Origin of the sequence: Halorubrum xinjiangense (assembly GCF_049604745.1) — an archaeon.
GTDB classification, from domain to species: Archaea; Halobacteriota; Halobacteria; order Halobacteriales; family Haloferacaceae; genus Halorubrum; species Halorubrum xinjiangense_A.
The window spans coordinates 1,589,632-1,606,754 of the sequence record NZ_CP187140.1 but is presented as its reverse complement, the minus strand read 5'-3'; the positions used below and the strand labels follow the sequence as shown (position 1 = coordinate 1,606,754).

Annotated in this window: 16 protein-coding genes and 1 tRNA gene; 11 read left to right on the top strand and 6 right to left on the bottom strand. The window is 70.8% G+C overall.

Features of this window, described 5'->3' with window-relative positions:
• The first annotated feature begins 38 nt into the window (after nucleotides 1-38).
• Both ACOZ35_RS09265 and ACOZ35_RS09260 read left to right on the top strand, forming a co-directional pair.
• On the top strand, nucleotides 39-1,187 hold the full coding sequence (locus tag ACOZ35_RS09265) for a BMP family lipoprotein (protein WP_424013329.1): 1,149 nt from the start codon (nucleotides 39-41) through the stop codon (nucleotides 1,185-1,187).
• Nucleotides 1,184-3,556, top strand: coding sequence for a methyl-accepting chemotaxis protein (locus ACOZ35_RS09260; protein ID WP_424013328.1), 2,373 nt, complete (start codon nucleotides 1,184-1,186; stop codon nucleotides 3,554-3,556). Before ACOZ35_RS09265 ends, ACOZ35_RS09260 begins: the two co-directional genes overlap by 4 nt.
• Here the strand turns inward: ACOZ35_RS09260 and deoC are convergent.
• Together deoC and ACOZ35_RS09250 are read right to left on the bottom strand one after the other, a co-directional pair.
• Nucleotides 3,553-4,200: a deoxyribose-phosphate aldolase gene (gene deoC, locus ACOZ35_RS09255; RefSeq protein ID WP_424013327.1), complete on the bottom strand. Its 648-nt coding sequence runs from the start codon at nucleotides 4,198-4,200 to the stop codon at nucleotides 3,553-3,555. The genes ACOZ35_RS09260 and deoC overlap by 4 nt on opposite strands.
• Nucleotides 4,201-4,414: 214 nt before the next feature.
• Complete coding sequence (locus ACOZ35_RS09250) at nucleotides 4,415-4,777, bottom strand: Hsp20/alpha crystallin family protein (protein ID WP_424016056.1); 363 nt, start codon at nucleotides 4,775-4,777, stop codon at nucleotides 4,415-4,417.
• A gap of 247 nt (nucleotides 4,778-5,024) precedes the next feature.
• Here ACOZ35_RS09250 and ACOZ35_RS09245 point away from each other — a divergent pair, with 247 nt between their 5' ends.
• The gene (locus ACOZ35_RS09245) at nucleotides 5,025-6,365 is read left to right on the top strand and encodes an aminotransferase class III-fold pyridoxal phosphate-dependent enzyme (RefSeq protein WP_424013326.1); all 1,341 of its coding nucleotides are present in this window, start codon (nucleotides 5,025-5,027) and stop codon (nucleotides 6,363-6,365) included.
• Nucleotides 6,366-6,395: 30 nt separating this feature from the next.
• Here ACOZ35_RS09245 and ACOZ35_RS09240 read toward each other — a convergent pair whose 3' ends face one another.
• Nucleotides 6,396-7,040 (bottom strand): non-canonical purine NTP pyrophosphatase, encoded by a 645-nt coding sequence (locus tag ACOZ35_RS09240; protein WP_424013325.1) that lies wholly within the window; start codon nucleotides 7,038-7,040, stop codon nucleotides 6,396-6,398.
• A 108-nt stretch (nucleotides 7,041-7,148) separates the two neighbouring features.
• Between ACOZ35_RS09240 and ACOZ35_RS09235 the strand changes: the two genes are divergently transcribed.
• Nucleotides 7,149-7,562 (top strand): SHOCT domain-containing protein, encoded by a 414-nt coding sequence (locus ACOZ35_RS09235; protein ID WP_424013324.1) that lies wholly within the window; start codon nucleotides 7,149-7,151, stop codon nucleotides 7,560-7,562.
• A 15-nt stretch (nucleotides 7,563-7,577) separates the two neighbouring features.
• Here the strand turns inward: ACOZ35_RS09235 and ACOZ35_RS09230 are convergent, their stop codons facing one another.
• A complete protein-coding gene (locus ACOZ35_RS09230) occupies nucleotides 7,578-8,657 on the bottom strand; it encodes a zinc-dependent metalloprotease (protein ID WP_424013323.1) in 1,080 nt (359 codons plus the stop codon).
• Nucleotides 8,658-8,814: 157 nt separating this feature from the next.
• On the opposite strand from ACOZ35_RS09230, the gene ACOZ35_RS09225 reads away from it, so the two are divergent.
• The 5 genes from ACOZ35_RS09225 (at nucleotide 8,815) to ACOZ35_RS09205 (ending at nucleotide 13,019) form a co-directional block, all read left to right on the top strand.
• Complete coding sequence (locus ACOZ35_RS09225; protein ID WP_424013322.1) at nucleotides 8,815-9,891, top strand: M20/M25/M40 family metallo-hydrolase; 1,077 nt, start codon at nucleotides 8,815-8,817, stop codon at nucleotides 9,889-9,891.
• A gap of 94 nt (nucleotides 9,892-9,985) precedes the next feature.
• Nucleotides 9,986-10,060: transfer RNA gene (locus ACOZ35_RS09220), tRNA-Glu, on the top strand.
• Between the two features lie 137 nt (nucleotides 10,061-10,197).
• Nucleotides 10,198-11,622, top strand: coding sequence for an APC family permease (locus tag ACOZ35_RS09215; RefSeq protein ID WP_424013321.1), 1,425 nt, complete (start codon nucleotides 10,198-10,200; stop codon nucleotides 11,620-11,622).
• Nucleotides 11,623-12,441 (top strand): universal stress protein, encoded by an 819-nt coding sequence (locus ACOZ35_RS09210; RefSeq protein ID WP_424013320.1) that lies wholly within the window; start codon nucleotides 11,623-11,625, stop codon nucleotides 12,439-12,441.
• A gap of 113 nt (nucleotides 12,442-12,554) precedes the next feature.
• Nucleotides 12,555-13,019, top strand: coding sequence for a DUF302 domain-containing protein (locus ACOZ35_RS09205; RefSeq protein ID WP_424013319.1), 465 nt, complete (start codon nucleotides 12,555-12,557; stop codon nucleotides 13,017-13,019).
• Between the two features lie 21 nt (nucleotides 13,020-13,040).
• Here ACOZ35_RS09205 and ACOZ35_RS09200 read toward each other — a convergent pair whose 3' ends face one another.
• Nucleotides 13,041-13,283 carry a hypothetical protein gene (locus tag ACOZ35_RS09200; RefSeq protein ID WP_424013318.1) on the bottom strand — a complete coding sequence of 81 codons (243 nt, stop codon included), beginning with the start codon at nucleotides 13,281-13,283 and terminating at the stop codon, nucleotides 13,041-13,043.
• Nucleotides 13,284-13,376: 93 nt separating this feature from the next.
• Between ACOZ35_RS09200 and ACOZ35_RS09195 the strand changes: the two genes are divergently transcribed.
• Nucleotides 13,377-15,281: a helicase C-terminal domain-containing protein gene (locus tag ACOZ35_RS09195; RefSeq protein ID WP_424013317.1), complete on the top strand. Its 1,905-nt coding sequence runs from the start codon at nucleotides 13,377-13,379 to the stop codon at nucleotides 15,279-15,281.
• 291 nt (nucleotides 15,282-15,572) lie between these two features.
• Nucleotides 15,573-15,764 (top strand): UPF0175 family protein, encoded by a 192-nt coding sequence (locus ACOZ35_RS09190; protein WP_017344020.1) that lies wholly within the window; start codon nucleotides 15,573-15,575, stop codon nucleotides 15,762-15,764.
• A 101-nt stretch (nucleotides 15,765-15,865) separates the two neighbouring features.
• Here ACOZ35_RS09190 and ACOZ35_RS09185 read toward each other — a convergent pair whose 3' ends face one another.
• On the bottom strand, nucleotides 15,866-17,011 hold the full coding sequence (locus ACOZ35_RS09185) for a 60S ribosomal export protein NMD3 (RefSeq protein ID WP_424013316.1): 1,146 nt from the start codon (nucleotides 17,009-17,011) through the stop codon (nucleotides 15,866-15,868).
• Nucleotides 17,012-17,123 lie beyond the last annotated feature (112 nt).

The window sequence follows — 17,123 nt, the reverse complement described above, 5'->3', positions numbered from 1 at the left end:
CCGAGCGCTTTTATCTCCCTCAGGCCGACGCCGATGAGATGACAGAAACGCGGACGAAGACGCTCTCTCGCCGGCGAGTCGCTGTCGGTCTCGGCGGTGCGCTCGCGGGCGCAACAGCAGGCTGTCTCGGCGGTGATAACTCCGGGACGGCGTCGATCGATACGAACGAGACGGCGACCGAAGAGACGGACGACGTATCGGACGCGGCCGACGCCAGCGCGACGGTCGGCATGATCTACGCGCTCGGCGGGCTCGACGACCGGTCGTTCAACGACGCCGCGAACAGGGGCATCCAGCGCGCTCGACTCGACTACGACGTGGCGTTCTCGAACGAGGAACCGGCATCGATGCCGGACTTCGAGACCACGCAGGCGACGCTGTCGGCCTCGGAGTCTCCCGACTACGATCTGATCTGCTGTATCGGCTTCCTCCAGGGGGACGCGCTCTCGACGGTCGCGGAGGAGTACCCGGACCAGCAGTACGCCATCGTCGACTCGGTCGTCGACCGCGACAACGTGGCGAACTACGTGTTCCGAGAACACGAGGGGTCGTTCCAAGCGGGCCATTTCGCCGGGCTGGTGACGAGCCGCGACCTCTCCGTGGGTGCCGGCTCGACGCGCCCGGACGAGCGGGCCGTCGGCTTCGTCGGCGGCGTTGACTCGGACCTCATCCGCCGGTTCGAGGCCGGGTACCGCGCGGGAGTCGACCACGCGCCAACCGACGTGTCGGTGCGCTCCACGTACGTCGGCGCCTTCGACGACCCCGAGGCCGGATACGCCGCCGCCGCGGAGATGTACGAAGGAGGGGCCGACGTGGTGTATCACGCGGCGGGCGGCAGCGGGCTCGGCGTGTTCCAAGCCGCACAGGAGTACGGCCGGTACGCGATCGGCGTCGACTCGGACCAGTCGCGGAGCAACCCGCGCTACGCCGACGTGATCCTCGCGTCGATGGTGAAACGCGTCGGGACCGCCGTCTACGACGCCACCGAGCGGACGATCAACGACTCCCTCGAGACCGGCTCGACGACGGCCCTCGGACTCGCTGAGGACGGCGTCGCCCTCGTTTACGGCACGTCGCTCGGTCCGGTCATCCCCGACGACGTGCGCGCGGCCGTCGCGGAGTCCGGCGAGCGGATCACCAGCGGCGACCTGACGGTCCCGTCCGAGCTGGAGGAGTCCGACCAATGACAGACCGGCTGACCGACCGACTGGCGCGGGCCGTCGGCGGGCTCCTCCCGGACGCGGTTCGACGCCGGTACGCCGCCAAGTTCGCGCTCGCGTTCCTCGTCGTCGCCGCGGTCGTCGTCGCGGGCGGCGCGTTCACCTACCTCCAGACTGAACAGACCGTCGAATCGGACGCGACGGCGCAGCTGGCCGAGACCAGCGGCCTCCAGGCCGACGCCATCGGATCGTGGACCGAGCGAATGAGCACGGAAACCCGGTCGATGTCGGCGGCCGACGCCCTGCGTTCCGACCGACGGGCGCCGGCGTACGTGCTGTTGAAAGACCAGCTCCTGTCGGACGACATCGTCAGCATCCACCTCGTCGACGCGAGCGAGGACCGAGTGGTGGCCAGTACGGAACGGCCGCTTGAGGGGCGCGCCCCGAGCGAGTTGGACGCCCCGTGGAGCGACGCCGACGTGCCGGAAGGGGTCGGCGAGGACGACCGCGTCTGGCGGTCGGTCCGCTCGTACCGGTCGCCCGTGCTCAACGACCGACCGGTGATGGCATTCGCCAGCTCCGTGCCGCGGGCGGACGGCCGGTACCTCGTCGTTGTGACCCGGATTCAGCCGCAGCTTGAACGGATCCAGAACACCGACACCGGCGAGGAGACGACGATCCTCAACGCCGCCGGACAGACAGTCCTCGACATCGACCGGACCGTCGACGGGGAGCGACACGCCGACAAAGTCGAGGCGATCCGGCAGGGCAACGCGACGACGGCGAGCCAGATCGGCGACGACCGGGTGTACGCGTACGCGTCCGTCCCGGACACCGACTGGGTGGCGGTGACGAGCGTCGACCAGTCGACGGCGTTCGCGGTCCGGAACGACGTCGGCAACTCCGTGTTGCTCCTCATCTTGCTCACTCTCGCGTCGCTGGGCGCCGTCGGCGTCGTGTTGGGGAGCCGGACCGTCATGCCGCTCGCCCGGCTCCGAGACCGCGCGGAGCAGATCGAGTCCGGAGAGCTCGACGTCGACCTCTCGACCGGCCGGATCGACGAGATCGGCCGCCTGTTCACGAGCTTCGGCGCGATGCGCGACGCGCTCCGCGAGCGGATCGCTGAGGCCGAGACCGCCGCCAACGAGGCCGAGGAAGCGCGGCGGGAGGCCGAGGCCGTCACCCGCGACATGGAGGCCCGCGCGGCCGACTACAGCGAGGTGATGGGCGCGGTCGCGGACGGCGACCTCACCCAGCGGATGGACCCCGACGCTGACCGGGAGGCGATGCGCGAGATCGCCTCGGAGTTCAACGGCATGGTGGCACAGCTCGAACGGACGACCGCACGGGTCGCCGCCTTCGCCGGCGAGGTCGACTCGGCGAGCGCGGACCTCGCGGCCGGCGCCGACGAGGTCGAGACCGCGAGCGGGACCGTCAGCGAGCAGATCCAGGAGATCGCGGATGGCGCGGTGCGACAGGACGAGCGGCTCGACGCGGTGAGCAGCGAGATGAGTGACCTCTCCGCCAGCATCGAGGAGGTGGCGTCGTCGGCCGCGTCCGTCGCCGAGACGGCCGAGGCCGCCGCCGAGCAGGGTTCGAGCGGCCGCGAGGCCGCCGCCGAGGCGCTCGCCGAGATGGACGCGATCGAGGAGCGCTCCGCGGCCGCGGTTAAGCAGATGGAGTCGCTCGACGAGCGGATGGACGAGATCGACGAGGTCGTCGAGTTCATCACCGACGTGGCCGAGCAGACGAACATCCTCGCGCTGAATGCCTCCATCGAGGCCGCCCGCGCTGGCGAGGCGGGCGAGGGCTTCGCTGTCGTCGCCGACGAGGTCAAGGACCTCGCCGAGGAGACGCAGGAGGCCGCCGCCGAGATCGAATCGCAGATCGAGGCCGTCCGCGAGGAGGCCGACGAGACCGTCGACGACATCCGCGAGACGAACGCGCGGATCGACGAGGGCTCCGACACCGTTCGGGAGGCGTCGTCGTCGCTCGAAGCCGTCGTCGACGCCGTCGAGGAGACGAACCACGGCGTTCAGGAGATCAGCGAGGCGGCCGAGGACCAGGCCCGGTCGACCCAGCGCGCGGTCGAGGGGGTCGAAGACGTCGCCGAGGTGAGCGGCGAGGTCGCCGCCGGCTCCGAACAGGTGTCCGCCGCCGCGGAGGAGCAGACCGCGACCGTCGCCACTATCGCGCAGAACGCCGAGCGGCTTCGGGGGCAGGCCGAGTCCCTCTCCGAGTCGGTCTCGGCCTTCGAGGTCGACGTGGACCCGGACGATATCGAGGACACCGACCTCGGCGACGACGCGAGCCGGCCGGACGCCGACGACCCGGCGCCGGGCGACGGTCTCGCCGCCGACGGCGACGGCCGGAACGCGTCGCCGGACGACCGCTAGTCTCCGCTTTCGGGGTGTCCCTCGACGATTTCGACGCCGGAGGAGGCGCCGATCCGGACCGCGCCCGCGTCGAGCATCGCCGTCGCCTCCTTGTAGGAGCCGACGCCGCCGGACGCCTTCACCGGGAGGTACTCGCTCATCAGCTCCACGTCGGGGACCGTCGCGCCGCCGTCGGCGAAGCCGGTCGAGGTCTTCACCATGTCGGCGTCGGCGGCGACGGCGGCCTCGCAGGCGCGGCGCTTCTCGGCGTCGTCGAGCAGCGCGGTCTCGATGATCACCTTCACCGGGACCGGCACGGCCGCGACGACGTCGGCGAGCTCGTCGGCGACCGCGCCGTCGTCGCCCGCCTTCAGCCGGCCGACGTTGATCACGAGGTCGATCTCGTCGGCGCCCGCCTCCCATGCCGCGACCGCTTCGTCGCGTTTGACCTCGGGCGCGTGCTGGCCGTGCGGGAACCCGACCACGGTGGCGATCGCCTCGGGATCGGCCTCGTACGCGACCGCCTCGGTGACGTAACACGGCGGGATACAGGCGTTCATCCCGTGGGCGGCGGCCTCGTCGAGAACGGTCCGCACGTCGGCCGGGGTCGTCTCCGGGCCGAGGACGGTGTGGTCGATGCTGGCGGCGAACTCCTCGCGGTTCATGCCTCGTCCGTGGCGGCGGGCGATAAAAGGCGTGCGGGGTCGGCGCGCTCCTCTCCGAGACGATCCGAGCGGTCGAAAAGCGGGAATGCGGTCGAAAAGCGGGAATGCGGTCGAAAACGGAGTACGGAACGCGGGTAGGGGCGACCGGCACCGCGCCGGTCGCTTGGCATCGGGGTGTCGGAGACCGAGGGGGTCGCGACCGAGAGTACCGCGGTCAGCCCTCGATTTCGATCTCAGTGCCGGAGACGGCGCCCTCGACGGTCACGGGGAGCCGGACCGTCAGGATGCCGTTCCGGTACTCGGCCTCGATGCCGTCCTCGTCGATCGCCTTCGGGAAGCGGAACCGCCGGTGGTACGTCCGGCGGGTCCCGCGGCGCTCGTCCTCGTGTTCGCCGGCGACGTTGAGTACGCCGTCGTTCCACGAGGCGGTGATCTCCTCGGGGTCGAACCCGGGGAGCTCGACCGAGAGGACGAACTCGCCGTCCTCCTCGTACAGTTCGTAGTCGTTGCTACCGGATTCGAGCAGTCGGCTCGGGAAGTCGAGTCCTTGCGTCCACGTGTTCGCCGGTTCGAGCATGGGCATTGCTGACCACCTCGAACTCGGTTACAACTAGGGTTGCGATTCTATAAAAATCTGACGTATTATGCTACTATGTCGCATTCCGTCTTCGATCGCGTATCCGAACCGAACGCCCGCCACGTGGTGCCGCGCCGACGAATGAGGGCCAGTGCCGCGGCCGACACGGGGCGAACGATCGTTGGAGAATTCTCCAACGATCGCGCGACCGCCCCGGATTTATTTCACCCGCGTGCCACCACGGCACATGGATCGCGACACCGCCACGCCCGCCGTCGCCGACGTCCCCGGCGAGCGCGCTCGCGAGTGGGTTGACTACCACCACGAGTCGGCCGCGCCGAGCACCTACGTCTACGAGTTCGTCTGGGACCGCACCGCGCCCGCCGAGGGGCCGTTCTGTACCGACGTCGACGGCAACGTCCTCATGGACTTCACCAGCCACGTCGCCGCCGCGCCGCTCGGGTACAACAACCCGCTGATCATGGACCGGCTCGAGGAGTTCGACCTCGTCGACCCGCTGAAGATCGCCGGCCAGGACTTCTACGCCGCGGGCGGCCCCTCGCCGGACGACGGGATCCCCGGCTCCTCGGGCCTGATGGACCGCCTGACGGACCTGACGAGCCACTACGACATGGACACCGTCTTCCTCTCGAACTCCGGCGCGGAGGCGGTCGAGAACGCCATCAAGATCGCCTACGACGCCTCCAACGGCGCGAAGTACGCGATAACCTTCGACGGGGCGTTCCACGGCCGGACGCTGGGCGCGCTCTCGCTCAACCGATCGAAGTCCGTGTACCGCCGCGACTTCCCGGAGATCAGCGGCGTGACCGAGATGCCGTACTGCGACGACCGAACCTGCTCGCCCGAGACCTGCTCGTGCGGCTTCTTCGCGGACGGCGTCTCGCGGCTCCGGAAGAAGCTCGATCCGGAGCGCGGGAACGTCCACCCGGACGACGTGGCGTACCTGATCATGGAGCCGATCCAGGGCGAGGGGGGCTACCGGTTCCCCTCGGAGGCGTTCACCGACGAGATCGCGGCGCTCGCCGCGGAACACGACATCACCCTGATCGCCGACGAGATCCAATCGGGCGTCGGGCGCACCGGCGAGATGTGGGGCTCGGACCACTACGCGTACGACCCCGACGTGATCGCGAGCGGGAAGGGGCTCCGCGTGGGCGCGACCGTCTCGCGGAGCGATGTGTTCCCCGAGGAGACCGGTCGCCTCTCGTCGACGTGGGGCGCCGGCGACCTGATCGCCTCCGCGCAGGGCGCGCTCACGCTCGACGCCATCGAGGAGGCGGACCTCATGGACAACGCCGTCGTCCGCGGCCGACAGTTCAAGGAGACGATGCGCGACGCCGACCTCGACCCCGTCGAGGACGTCCGCGGAAAGGGGCTGCTGCTCGCCGTCGAGTTCGACACGAAGGAGCGCCGGGACGCGGTCGTCGAGAACGCGTTCGAGCGGGGCCTCCTCACGCTCGCGTGCGGCCACAAGGTGCTCCGAATTCTCCCGCCCCTCGACGCCACCGAACGCGAGATCGGCCTCGGCTGCGACCTCCTCACGGCAGCGATCGAGGACGCGGCCTGAGCGCTCGCTTCGCCTCGGAAGCTCGACCGCCTACCGGTCCGCGTACCACTCCGCGAACTTCTCCAAGGCGCGGCCGCGGTGCGACACCGCGTTCTTCCGGTCGGTGTCCATCTCCGCGAACGTCTCGCCGTCGTGTTCGAAGATCGGGTCGTAGCCGAACCCGCCGTCGCCACGCGGCGCGACGATCCGGCCCGGGACGTACCCCTCGAACAGCTTGACCGGGAGAGGGTCAGTCCCGTCGGGGTCTCCCCCTCCATCCTCCCCGTCCGGGCCCGCCGCCGCGGCCGCGTCGCGGTCGCCCCGGTCGACGGGGTCGGGGCTCGCGGCGAACCCCTCGCCGTCGCAGTAGCCGAGGACGCACCGGAAGGCGGCGCGGCGGTCGTCGAGGTCGGCGGCGATCTCGTGGACGCGCTCGACCCCGAGGGTGTCCTCGACGTACGAGGAGTAGGGTCCGGGGAAGCCGTCGAGCCCCTCGACGAACAGCCCCGCGTCGTCGACGAGGACCGGCGCGTCCGCGTGCCGGAACGCCTCGCGGGCGCCCTGCGCCGCGATCGGGCCGAGCTCGTCGGCCTGGACCTCCGTGTAGTCGAAGTCGAGCCGCTCCACCGAGCCGTCAGGGAGGTACCGCTCCGCCTCGCGCACCTTCCCCGGGTTCGTCGTCACGTACCTGAGCACGGATCGCCGTGAGCGCGCCCGCGACGAATAGCCGTCGGTCGCGTGCGACGGTGAAAATCCGTCCGACCCGGCAGTACGTTTTTGTCAACGCGACAGAATTCGTGGCGTATGGCCCTCCCCACGTTCGAGAAGAAGCGACTCATCGGTCTCATCGGGATCCTCTCGTTCGGGCTCACGGCGCTTTTCGCCGTCATCATCCCGGGCCCGCTGGAGGCGCTGATCCCGGCGACGTTCATCACCGGGTTCTTCCTCCTCATCCCGCTGGTGTTGCTGCTCGGCGAGGAGTTCCCGCTCGTCGCGTCCGGCGACGAGTCGGCGGGCGCGTCGAGCGGGATCGAGGAATCCGCCGACCGGCCGGTCGCGGCGCTCCGCGAGCGGTACGCGACCGGCGAGATTGACGAGGCGGAGTTCGAGCGGAAGCTCGACCGGCTGCTCGCGACCGAGGACCTCGACGAGCGGTTCGACCGAGTCGACTCCGACCGGGGTGGAGAACGCCGAGAGCGCGACCTCGAACTGGAGTGAGTCGCCGCGCGCCGCTCAGGGGTCGACGCGGACGAGCCACGCCTCGGGGTCGTCGATCTCCGCGGCGGTCGGCAGGTTCTCGGCGCGCTCCCAGACGGCGCCCGCGGCCTCGATGCCGCGCGCGTCGGCGACGTGCCGGAAGAAGGCGGCGCCGCGCTCGTACTGCCGCCGCTTGAGCCCGAGTCCAAGCAGGCGCTGCGCGAGCCGGCGGACGGGGCCGCCCCCGCCGCGGCGCTCGTCGAGCTTCCGCCTGAGGTCCGCGTACTCGCCGTCGAACGCGCGGTCCATCAGCACCTCGGCGTACCCCTCGACCGCGGTCATCGCGGCCTGCAGCTCCGCGAACGCGTCCGGGTCGAGCCCGCGGCCCGCGCCTCCCGGGCCGCCGACCATCCCCTCGACGCCGCGCTCGACGCGCGACTCCAGGTACTCCGGCAGCCACGGCGCCGCGCCGAACTCGGCGGCGTGAGTCACCTCGTGGAACGCGATCCACCGGCGGAACCGGGGGTAGTCGACGTCGAGCGCGCTCGCGACCGCGACGATGTTCGGGTGGACGAAGTAGAGCCCGTGGTCGGCGTCCGGCTCGTCGGCCAGCAGGAGTGGGTCGTACTGGCCGAGGACGTTCCGCGCGAGGAAGCCCAGCGCGAACGCCATCGAGCCCGTGTTGGCGACCCGCGAGAGATCCTGCGCGAAGGCGGCCCCGGGCGCGGGTCCGACCGGTCCGGGCGCGCTGTCCGGCATCACGTCCAGCGAGTCGGTTCCGGAGTTCCCGACGGATCCGGCCTCCTCGCCGTCGCCGACCGCGGCCGCCTCGATCGGGTCCATCACGCGTCGGAAGGTGCCGACGCTCGCGTCGATCCAGTGGTGGCGGTTCTGCACCTCGACGGTGTCGGGCACATCGAACTCGATCCCCGCGACTTCAGCGAGCCGCGAGCGCGCGTCGCGGACGTCGGCGGCGTACCCCGCGCGCTCCGCGTCGGAGAGCGCGATCGATCCGGGGTCCGTGGCGTCCTTCGCGGCCGCCGCGGCCCGGTCCCAGTCGACGACGCCCGGCCCCTCGGCCTCGGCGACGGTCCGGACGCTTCGGAGGATGTCCATACAGATCGGACGGGCGGCCGCCCCAAAGCGCTTGTGTCGACTGGTCCCCGGGCCGGCGGACTCCCGGCGGGTTCCCGTACCCGCGGACTCGCCGAGGGCCCCGGCGTCGAGCGCCGACACCGACGTTTTCTTGGCGGCCGCCCCACAGCCTCGGAGCATGGACGACGAGCGCAGAGCGTTCCTCGACGACCTCCTCGCGACGCCGAGCCCCTCGGGCTTCGAGACGGCCGCCCAGCGGGTCTGGACCGACTACGTCCGCGAGTTCGCGGACTGGGTCGACACCGACGCCTACGGCAACGCCGTCGCGGTCCACGAGGGCGACCCCGACGCGCCGGCGATCGCCGTCACCGGTCATGCCGACGAGATCGGGTTCATCGTCCGCGACGTGCTCGACGACGGCTTCCTCCGCATCGGGCGGATCGGCGGCTCCGACCGCACCGTCTCGAAGGGCCAGCACGTCACGGTCCACGCCGAGGAGCCGGTCCAGGGCGTCATCGGGCAGACGGCGATCCACCTGCGGGACGAGGCCGACGACGAGTACGAGGACGTCGCGGCCCAGTTCGTCGATATCGGCGCCGCGGACGCCGACGAGGCGCGCGACCACGTCGAGGTCGGCGACCCCGTCACGTTCTCGACCGGCCTCCGTGACCTCGTCGGCGACCGGATCGCCGCACGCGGGGTGGACAACCGGGCGGGCGCGTGGGCGGCCGCCGAGGGGCTCCGCCGCGCCGCCGCGGCCGACATCGACGCGACCGTCTACGCGGTCTCGACCGTCCAGGAGGAGGTCGGGCTCCAGGGCGCCCGAATGGTCGGGGTCGACCTCGACGACGTCGACGCGTTCGTCGCGGTCGACGTCACGCACGCCACCGACAACCCGGACGTCGACCGCGAGCGCCGCGGCCCGGTCGAACTCGGTGCCGGCCCGGTGATCGGTCGCGGCAGCGCGAACCACCCGGTCCTCGTCGATCTCGCGCGCGAGGCGGCCGACGAGGCCGGCCTCGAGGTCCAACTCCAGGCGGCCGGCATCCGCACGGGCACCGACGCGGACGCGTTCTACACGGCGCGGGGCGGCGTGCCCGCGCTCAACGTCTCGATCCCGAACCGGTACATGCACACGCCGGTCGAGGTGATCGACACCGGGGACCTCGACGCGGTCGCCGACCTGCTCGCCGCGATCGGCGCGGCAGCGGGCGATCTCGACGCGGCGAAGTCGCCGTTCGCCGTCGACGTCTGAGCGCGGCTCGCCACGACAAACCGGGGCACGGCGGCGTCGAAACGGAACTGTTTTACTATCGTCTTTCCTACCGTAGATTGCGACGAACGGACGTGCTCTGGTGGTGTAGTCCGGCCAATCATATCACCCTCTCACGGTGATGACCTGGGTTCAAATCCCAGCCGGAGCATTTCTTCGACGACGCAACTAACCGACGAGAGCCGACTCCGTTTTTCCGGTCGCGCCCGCCGAACCGCGTCGCCCGGCTCCGGTCGGGCCGATCCGCCTCCCCACACTTATCCGACGGCCGGCCGTCCTCGGGCACACATGCCCGACGAGCCGAGCGGCCGCAACCTCGACGGCGACGCGCCGGTCGCGGAGTCGGTCGTCGAGACGGAGTCGGCCACGATCACCGACGACGCCGAGCTCGAGCGGACCATCGGGTTGACCGGCGGCCTCGCGATCGGGATCGGGACGATGATCGGCGCCGGGATCTTCGTGTTCCCCGGGCTCGCAGGCGGGGAGATCGGCACCGCGGCGACCGCCTCGTTCGCGGTCGGCGGGGTGATCGCGCTCCTCGTCGCGCTCCCGACTTCCGAGCTGGCGACGGCGATGCCGCGGAGCGGGGGCGGCTACTACTTCATCTCGCGGGGGCTCGGGACGCTCGCCGGGACCGTCATCGGGCTGTCGCTGTGGCTCGGGCTCGTGTTCGCGACCGCCTTCTACCTCGTCGGGCTCGGGTACTACGCGCTCGACGCGCTCGCGCAGGTTGGGATCGCGGTCGGCGCCGGCTCGGACGCGATCGTGTCGGTCATCGCGGTCCTCGCCGGGGTCGCGTTCACCGTCCTGAACGTCACGGGCACCGAGAACGCCGCGAAGCTCCAGAACGGGATCGTCGCGCTCCTGCTCTCGATGCTCGTCGCCTTCCTCGGGTTCGGCCTGCTGGAGGCGTTCGGGCTCGTCGCCGTTGACACGCCGCCCGGGGAGGCCACGAGCGTCTGGGGAGCCGCGCCGATTCTCTCGGTGGCCGCGCTCGTGTTCACCTCCTACCTCGGGTTCGCGCAGGTGGCGACGGTGGCCGGGGAGATGAAAGATCCCGGTCGGAACCTCCCGCTCGCGATGGTCGGCTCCGTCCTGATCGTCACGGTCCTGTACGTGTTGACCATCTTCGTCGCGACCAACATCTTCACGCGGGACGCCCTGCTCGCCGCCGGCGAGACCGCGATGGTCGAGGTCGGCCGGGCGCTGCTCGGGCCCGCCGGAGCGCTCGTGATCATCGTCGGCGGGCTCCTCGCGACCATGTCGTCGGCGAACGCCTCGATCCTCAGCACCTCGCGGGCGATCTACGGCGTGTCGAAGGACGCGCTCCTCCCGCGGTGGGCGAGCCGGATCAACCTCCGGTACGGCACGCCGCACGTCGCGCTCGGCATGGCCGGCGGCCCCGTCGTCGTCCTCGCGGCGACCGGGCAGGTCCAGCTGCTCGCCGAGGTCGCCTCCTTCCTCCACCTGATCATGTACGGGCTGATGTGCGTCGCGCTCGTCGCCATCCGCCGGGACCGGCCCGAGTGGTACGACCCGGACTTCGTCGTGCCCGGGGGGCCCATTATCCCGGTCCTCGGCGCGCTCGCCAGCTTCGGGCTGATCGCCTTTATGAACCGGCTCTCGATCCTCGTCGGGATCGCGGTCATCGCCGCCACGGCCGGGTGGTACTTCTATTACGCCCGCGACGTGTCGCTCAAGGGGGCCCTGTAAATGACACGCGTACTCGTACCCGTCGCGGTGCTCGAGGGAGGGAGCGTCTCGCCCGGCTTAATATCGCTGCTCGGCGCCGTCGACGTGACCGTGCTCGGCTATCACGTCCTGCCGGAGCAGACGCCGCCGGACCAGGCCCGGCTCCAGTTCGAGGAGCGCGCGACGTCCGCGCTGGAGGGAATCAACGAGGACTTCCGGGCCGCGGGCGGCGCGGCCGACCACCGGCTCGTGTTCACGCACGACCGCGAGCAGACGATCGAGCGGGTGACCGACGAGGTCGACGCGGACGCGTTCGCCGTCCCGGGCACGACCGGCGACGTCGACCGGATCCTGGTGTCGCTCTCCGGCGACGTCGACGCCGACCGGATCCTCTCGTTCGTCGAGGCGCTCGTCGGCGACCGCGACATCGGCGTCACGCTGTTTCTCGCAGCCGAGGAGCGACCGCCAGCCGGCGGTGACGCGACGGACGCCGACGCGTCCGAGAAGACCGATCCCGGCGGCGCCGGCGACGCCGCCGCCCGACTGGAGGTCGCGGCTGATCGGCTCCGCGAGACGGGGCTCGACGTGGACACGGCGCTGGCCGCGGAGGGCTCGCCGTTCGACGCGCTGATCGACGCGGTCCCGGGCCACGACGCGGTCGTGATGGGCGAGCGCGCACCCTCGTTCCGGTCGTTCGTGTTCGGCGAGGAGAGCGACCGGGTCGCCGCGGCCTCGGTCGGCCCCGTTCTCGTCGTCCGCGACCGCCGAGCGGACGACGAGGATGACGCGGACGCGACGCCCGAAACGGACGGGGACGCGACGCCCGAAACGGACGAGTAGGCCGGCCACCGAACGCGTCCGTTTCCGCCGGGAGCCGGCGTCTCCCGTCGAAGATAGCGGCAGGTCTTGAACGGCGAGACGAGCTTTTACGCGGTGGGATTCGAGGAGTTCGCATGAGCGACGCCGCACTCCCCGCGCCCACCGCCGACGAGGCGCTCCACACGACCGTCGACCTCTCCTTCGATGACGCGGTGCCGTTCGTCCAGCTCGAACACGAGCTCGCCGACTTCGAAACGGTGCGCGTCACGCGCCTCGACGAGATGATCGAGGGGATGCTCGGCCACGACGACGTCGAGCGGACGGCGCTGATCGTCGTCTGTCACCCTGAGATCGCGTACGACGCCCTCCGGATCGACCCCACGCTCGCCGGCATGTTACCGTGTACCACCGTCGTGTACGAGCGCGCCGGCGACGACCGCGTCCACGTCCACCACGTCTCGGCGACGAAGGCGATCCGCGACCTCGGCTGCGCCTCGGCCGCCGGCGTCGACGAGGACGCCGTCGAGAACCTCGTGGCGAAGACCGGCGAGCTGATGGCTATCGTTTGGGAGAACATCGAGACGCACGGGCGAGAGTGAACTCGCGGCTGCCGCCGACCCCTACTGTTCACTCGACCGATTCAGCCGCCAACGGATCACCGCTGCGGCGAGGAGGACCGTTCCGAACGTGACCGCCCCGGAGATGAGCGCGCCGCGCGCGCTCGTCGCCCCGGTCGCGAACGCGCTCGCGGAGGCGGAGCCGCCGATCACCGCCGCTCCGCCCGCCAATCCGCCGAACCCGATACAACAGAGGCTCAGCAGGCCCACGGCGGACAGCGACCCCAGAACCCCGTCGTCGTTCATCGCTCTCCTGCCGCTATCGGCGCCAACCACGAATAGCTGTCGCGGCCGCAGCCTAAGCGAGGGTTTAATTCCGCCAGCGCGCGAGGGCGTCGTGTGGACCCGAGCCGGATCCCCGCCGAGTTCCCCGCGCCGAGCTTCCGCGGGGCACAGGAGCAGGCCCTCGCCGACATCCGCGACGCGTTCGCGTCCGGCAACCGGGTCGTGCTGGTGCGCGCGCCGACGGGCAGCGGCAAGTCGCTGCTCGCCCGCGCGATCATGGGCGCGGCTGAGACCGCGGGCGAGGCGGCCCCCAGCGAGGCGACCGGCGCCTACTACACCACCCCGCAGGTGTCGCAGATCGACGACGTCGAGGCCGACGACTTACTCGACGACCTGGCGGTGATCCGCGGGAAGTCGAACTACGACTGCGTCCTCCCGGGCGAGCACGACACGCCCGTGAACCGCGCGCCCTGCGCGCGCCAGCAGGGGTTCGACTGCTCGATCCGGCACCGCTGTCCGTACTTCTCCGACCGCGCCATCGCCTCCGGAAACCGCTTCGCGGCCATGACGCTGGCGTACTTCATGCGCACCGCCGGCTCCGAGGTGTTCCGGAAGCGCGACGTCGTCGTGATCGACGAGGCGCACGGACTCGCGGAGTGGGCCGAGATGTACGCCACCATCGAGATATCCCCCGAGCGCGTGCCGGTGTGGGACGACGTCGGCGTCCCCGATGTCGCGGCCGACGCCGGCGCCGAGGAGGACCCCCTCGACCGGACCGCGCGGTTCGTCGAGAGCCTCCGCGACGTGGCGATCCGCGCGAAAGACGAGCTCGTGGGGCGCCCCGAGCTCGACCGCGAGGAGGTCGCCCGGCGCGACAGACTTCAGGAGCTCATCAGCGAGCTCGGCTGGTTCCTCGAAGACTACCGGGACGTAGAGTCGCCGACCACGTGGGTCGTCGACCAGTCGGGCGGCGAGGGCTCCCCCATCGACATCAAGCCGCTCGACCCCGCGCGCTACCTCAGACACACGGTGTGGGACCGGGGGAACCGGTTCGCGCTGCTGTCCGCCACCATCCTCTCAAAGGAGGCGTTCTGTCGCGGCGTCGGCCTCGACCCCGCCGACGTCGCCCTCGTCGACGTTGAGCACACGTTCCCGCTCGCGAACCGCCCGCTGTACGACGTGACGCAGGGGTCGATGACGTACGAGCACCGCGACGAGACGGTGCCGAAGATCGCTCGCCTCATCGTCCGGCTGATGGCCGAACACCCCGACGAGAAGGGGCTTATCCACGCGCACTCGTACGACATCGCCGAGCGGATCACGGAGCGCCTCGGCGAGTTCGGCGTCGCCGCGCGCGTCAGGCGGCACGACCGACAGAACCGCGACGCCGAGCTGGAGGCGTGGAAGGCGAGCTCGGACCCGGAGGTGTTCGTCTCCGTGAAGATGGAGGAGGCGCTTGACCTGAAAGGCGACCTCTGTCGCTGGCAGGTGGTGTGTAAGGCGCCGTACCGGAACACGAACGACTCGCGGGTCGCCCGGCGGCTGGAGGACGGCCAGTGGGCGTGGTACCACCGGACGGCACTGCGCACCGTCATCCAGGCGTGCGGGCGGGTCGTCCGCGCGCCCGACGACTACGGCGCGACGTACCTCGCCGACGACTCCCTCCTCGACCTCTTCGAGCGGGCCGAGGCCGACACGCCCGACTGGTTCCGCGACCAGGTCGACGCGATGACGACCCCGTCGCTGCCGGCGTTTGACCCCGAGGTGGCGCTGGCCGGCATCGACGCGTCGCCGTCCGGCGGCGCGGGGGCGGGACGGCGGCGGAGTCGCCGCTCGGGCGGGTCAGAGAGCGGAAACGCGGGGCACTCGTCTCGCGAGGAGGGCGGCTCGGTCGCCACCGACGGCGACGCGACCGCCGACAGCGGAACGACAGGCGACGAGTCGGTCAAGACCCGCTCCGAGCGGGACGCGGAGCGACGGCGGGACCACCCGCTGTCGGACGTGTGGGGCGACGGCTGACGAGGGGGCGACGGCGAGGGGGCTACCGCGAGGCGGCCGTCACAGCAGCGAGACGCCGTACGCGACCATGGAGCTCACCATGAGAAACGCGAAGAACAGCGCCATGACCTGTTGTCTGTCCATGCCGCCGTGTCGACCGCAGAACCGTATAACTCCTGCGGGCGAGGGGCGGTGGTGCGAATCATATTATCAACCCCGTGCCGATCATCCGTCAATATATATCGTATAAGGTGTATCAGGGCCCTCCATGAAGTAGTAACCTTCATAATCCCTCACGCGACTACTGGATGTATGGCCACGAACGGGCTGTCGAGTGCGCTGACGCTGTACGGTGCGCGAACCCTGACGCTGTCGCAGGCGGCCGCACAGGCAGGGCTCAGCGAGGCTGAATTCATCGAGCAGCTCGAACGCCGCGGCATCGAAGTAACCGAGTCCGAGCGCGCCGCGGCGCTCGGCCGCGAACAGCCCGCCCGCGCCGACTGAGCGTCTCCCGTCCCCGCTGACGACGTCGACGCGTAGACCCGGTTTTTCAGCCCCTTTCAACGAACGATCAGTTCTCCAGCCGAAACGATCCCCGAGGAGCGTCAGTCTCGACTCGGTGCCGACTCCGCGGTCGGTTCCGTCCCCTCCTCCGGCACGAGGTGGACGTCGCCGCCGTGTTCGAACGCGAGGACCGCGTCGGCGTCGTCGTCGACGAACGCCGGGTTCGGGACGGTCTTCGCCTCGTAGGTGACGGGGTCGAGCACTTGGATCGCGTTTTCGTCCTCGACGGTCACGACCGTCGTCTCCGCCGCGTCGTCGCGGGTGCCGAGCCGGGTCGCTTCGGGCGCCTCCCCGTCCGCGAACGCGGAGGTGTATTCCGCACCGGTCGCGAGGCGCACGCCCCGAAGGCGGTCGGCGACGCCGGTGACGAGGACGGGGCCGTCGCCGTCCTCGGGGTCGATTATCTCGCCTTCCGCGTACTTCGGCAGCCGGACCGCGAAGGTGACGCGGTACACCTCGTTGCCGTCGCCGTCCTCGGTGACGAGCGTCGGGTACGACTCGAAGCTCCCGCCGAGCGACTCCGTGATCCGCGTCGCGACGTTCTGCGCGAGCCGGTTGGAGGAGAGCTTGATGTTCGGCCCGTCGTCGGTCTCTTTCACCTCGGTGATGAACGCCTCGCGGTCGCCGTCGGCCTCCTGATCGGCCACGTACGTCTCCGCGATGTCGAGCGCCTCGGCCCGCTCCGCGGGCGTGAGGTCGCGCTCGTCGGCGCGGACCTGGACGATCCCGGCGTAGTACCCGCCCGCGATGCGCCCGCAGCGGTCGCAGGTCCCGCGCGAGATTTTCACCGGGACCGTGACCTCTGCGGACCGGAGGGTGCCGCGAACGACGCCGGAGAAGCGGCAGTGCATCCGGACCGTGTTCTCGTCGACCTGCTCCGGCTCGACGCCCCACTCGACGTCCGCGGCGTCGACGTGGACGCCGAGCGCCTCCGCGACCTCGTCGACCGCGACGTCGGTGTAGTCGCGCGCGCCCACGTCGCGCCACGACTCGCCGCGCCTGACGGCGCCGCAGCCGGAACAGACCAGCACCTCGATCCGGTCGGGCGCGTCGACCAGATCGAAGTCCTCGAAGTAGCAGTCGTCACAGAGCAGCGCGTCTCGCCCGCGCGGCTCGCCCGGAAGGGGGTCGCGCCGCTCGGGGACCGGGTCGCCGCAGCGCGGACAGAACTCCCGCGACTCGCTCATTGGCGGCGGCTACGCCGAGGATCCGTTTAAACGGCGCGGACCGCCCCCGTCGGCGTCGACGGTCTGGACCGCGGTTCCGGCCGGGGTGCGCGGGTCGCGACCTCCGAAATGG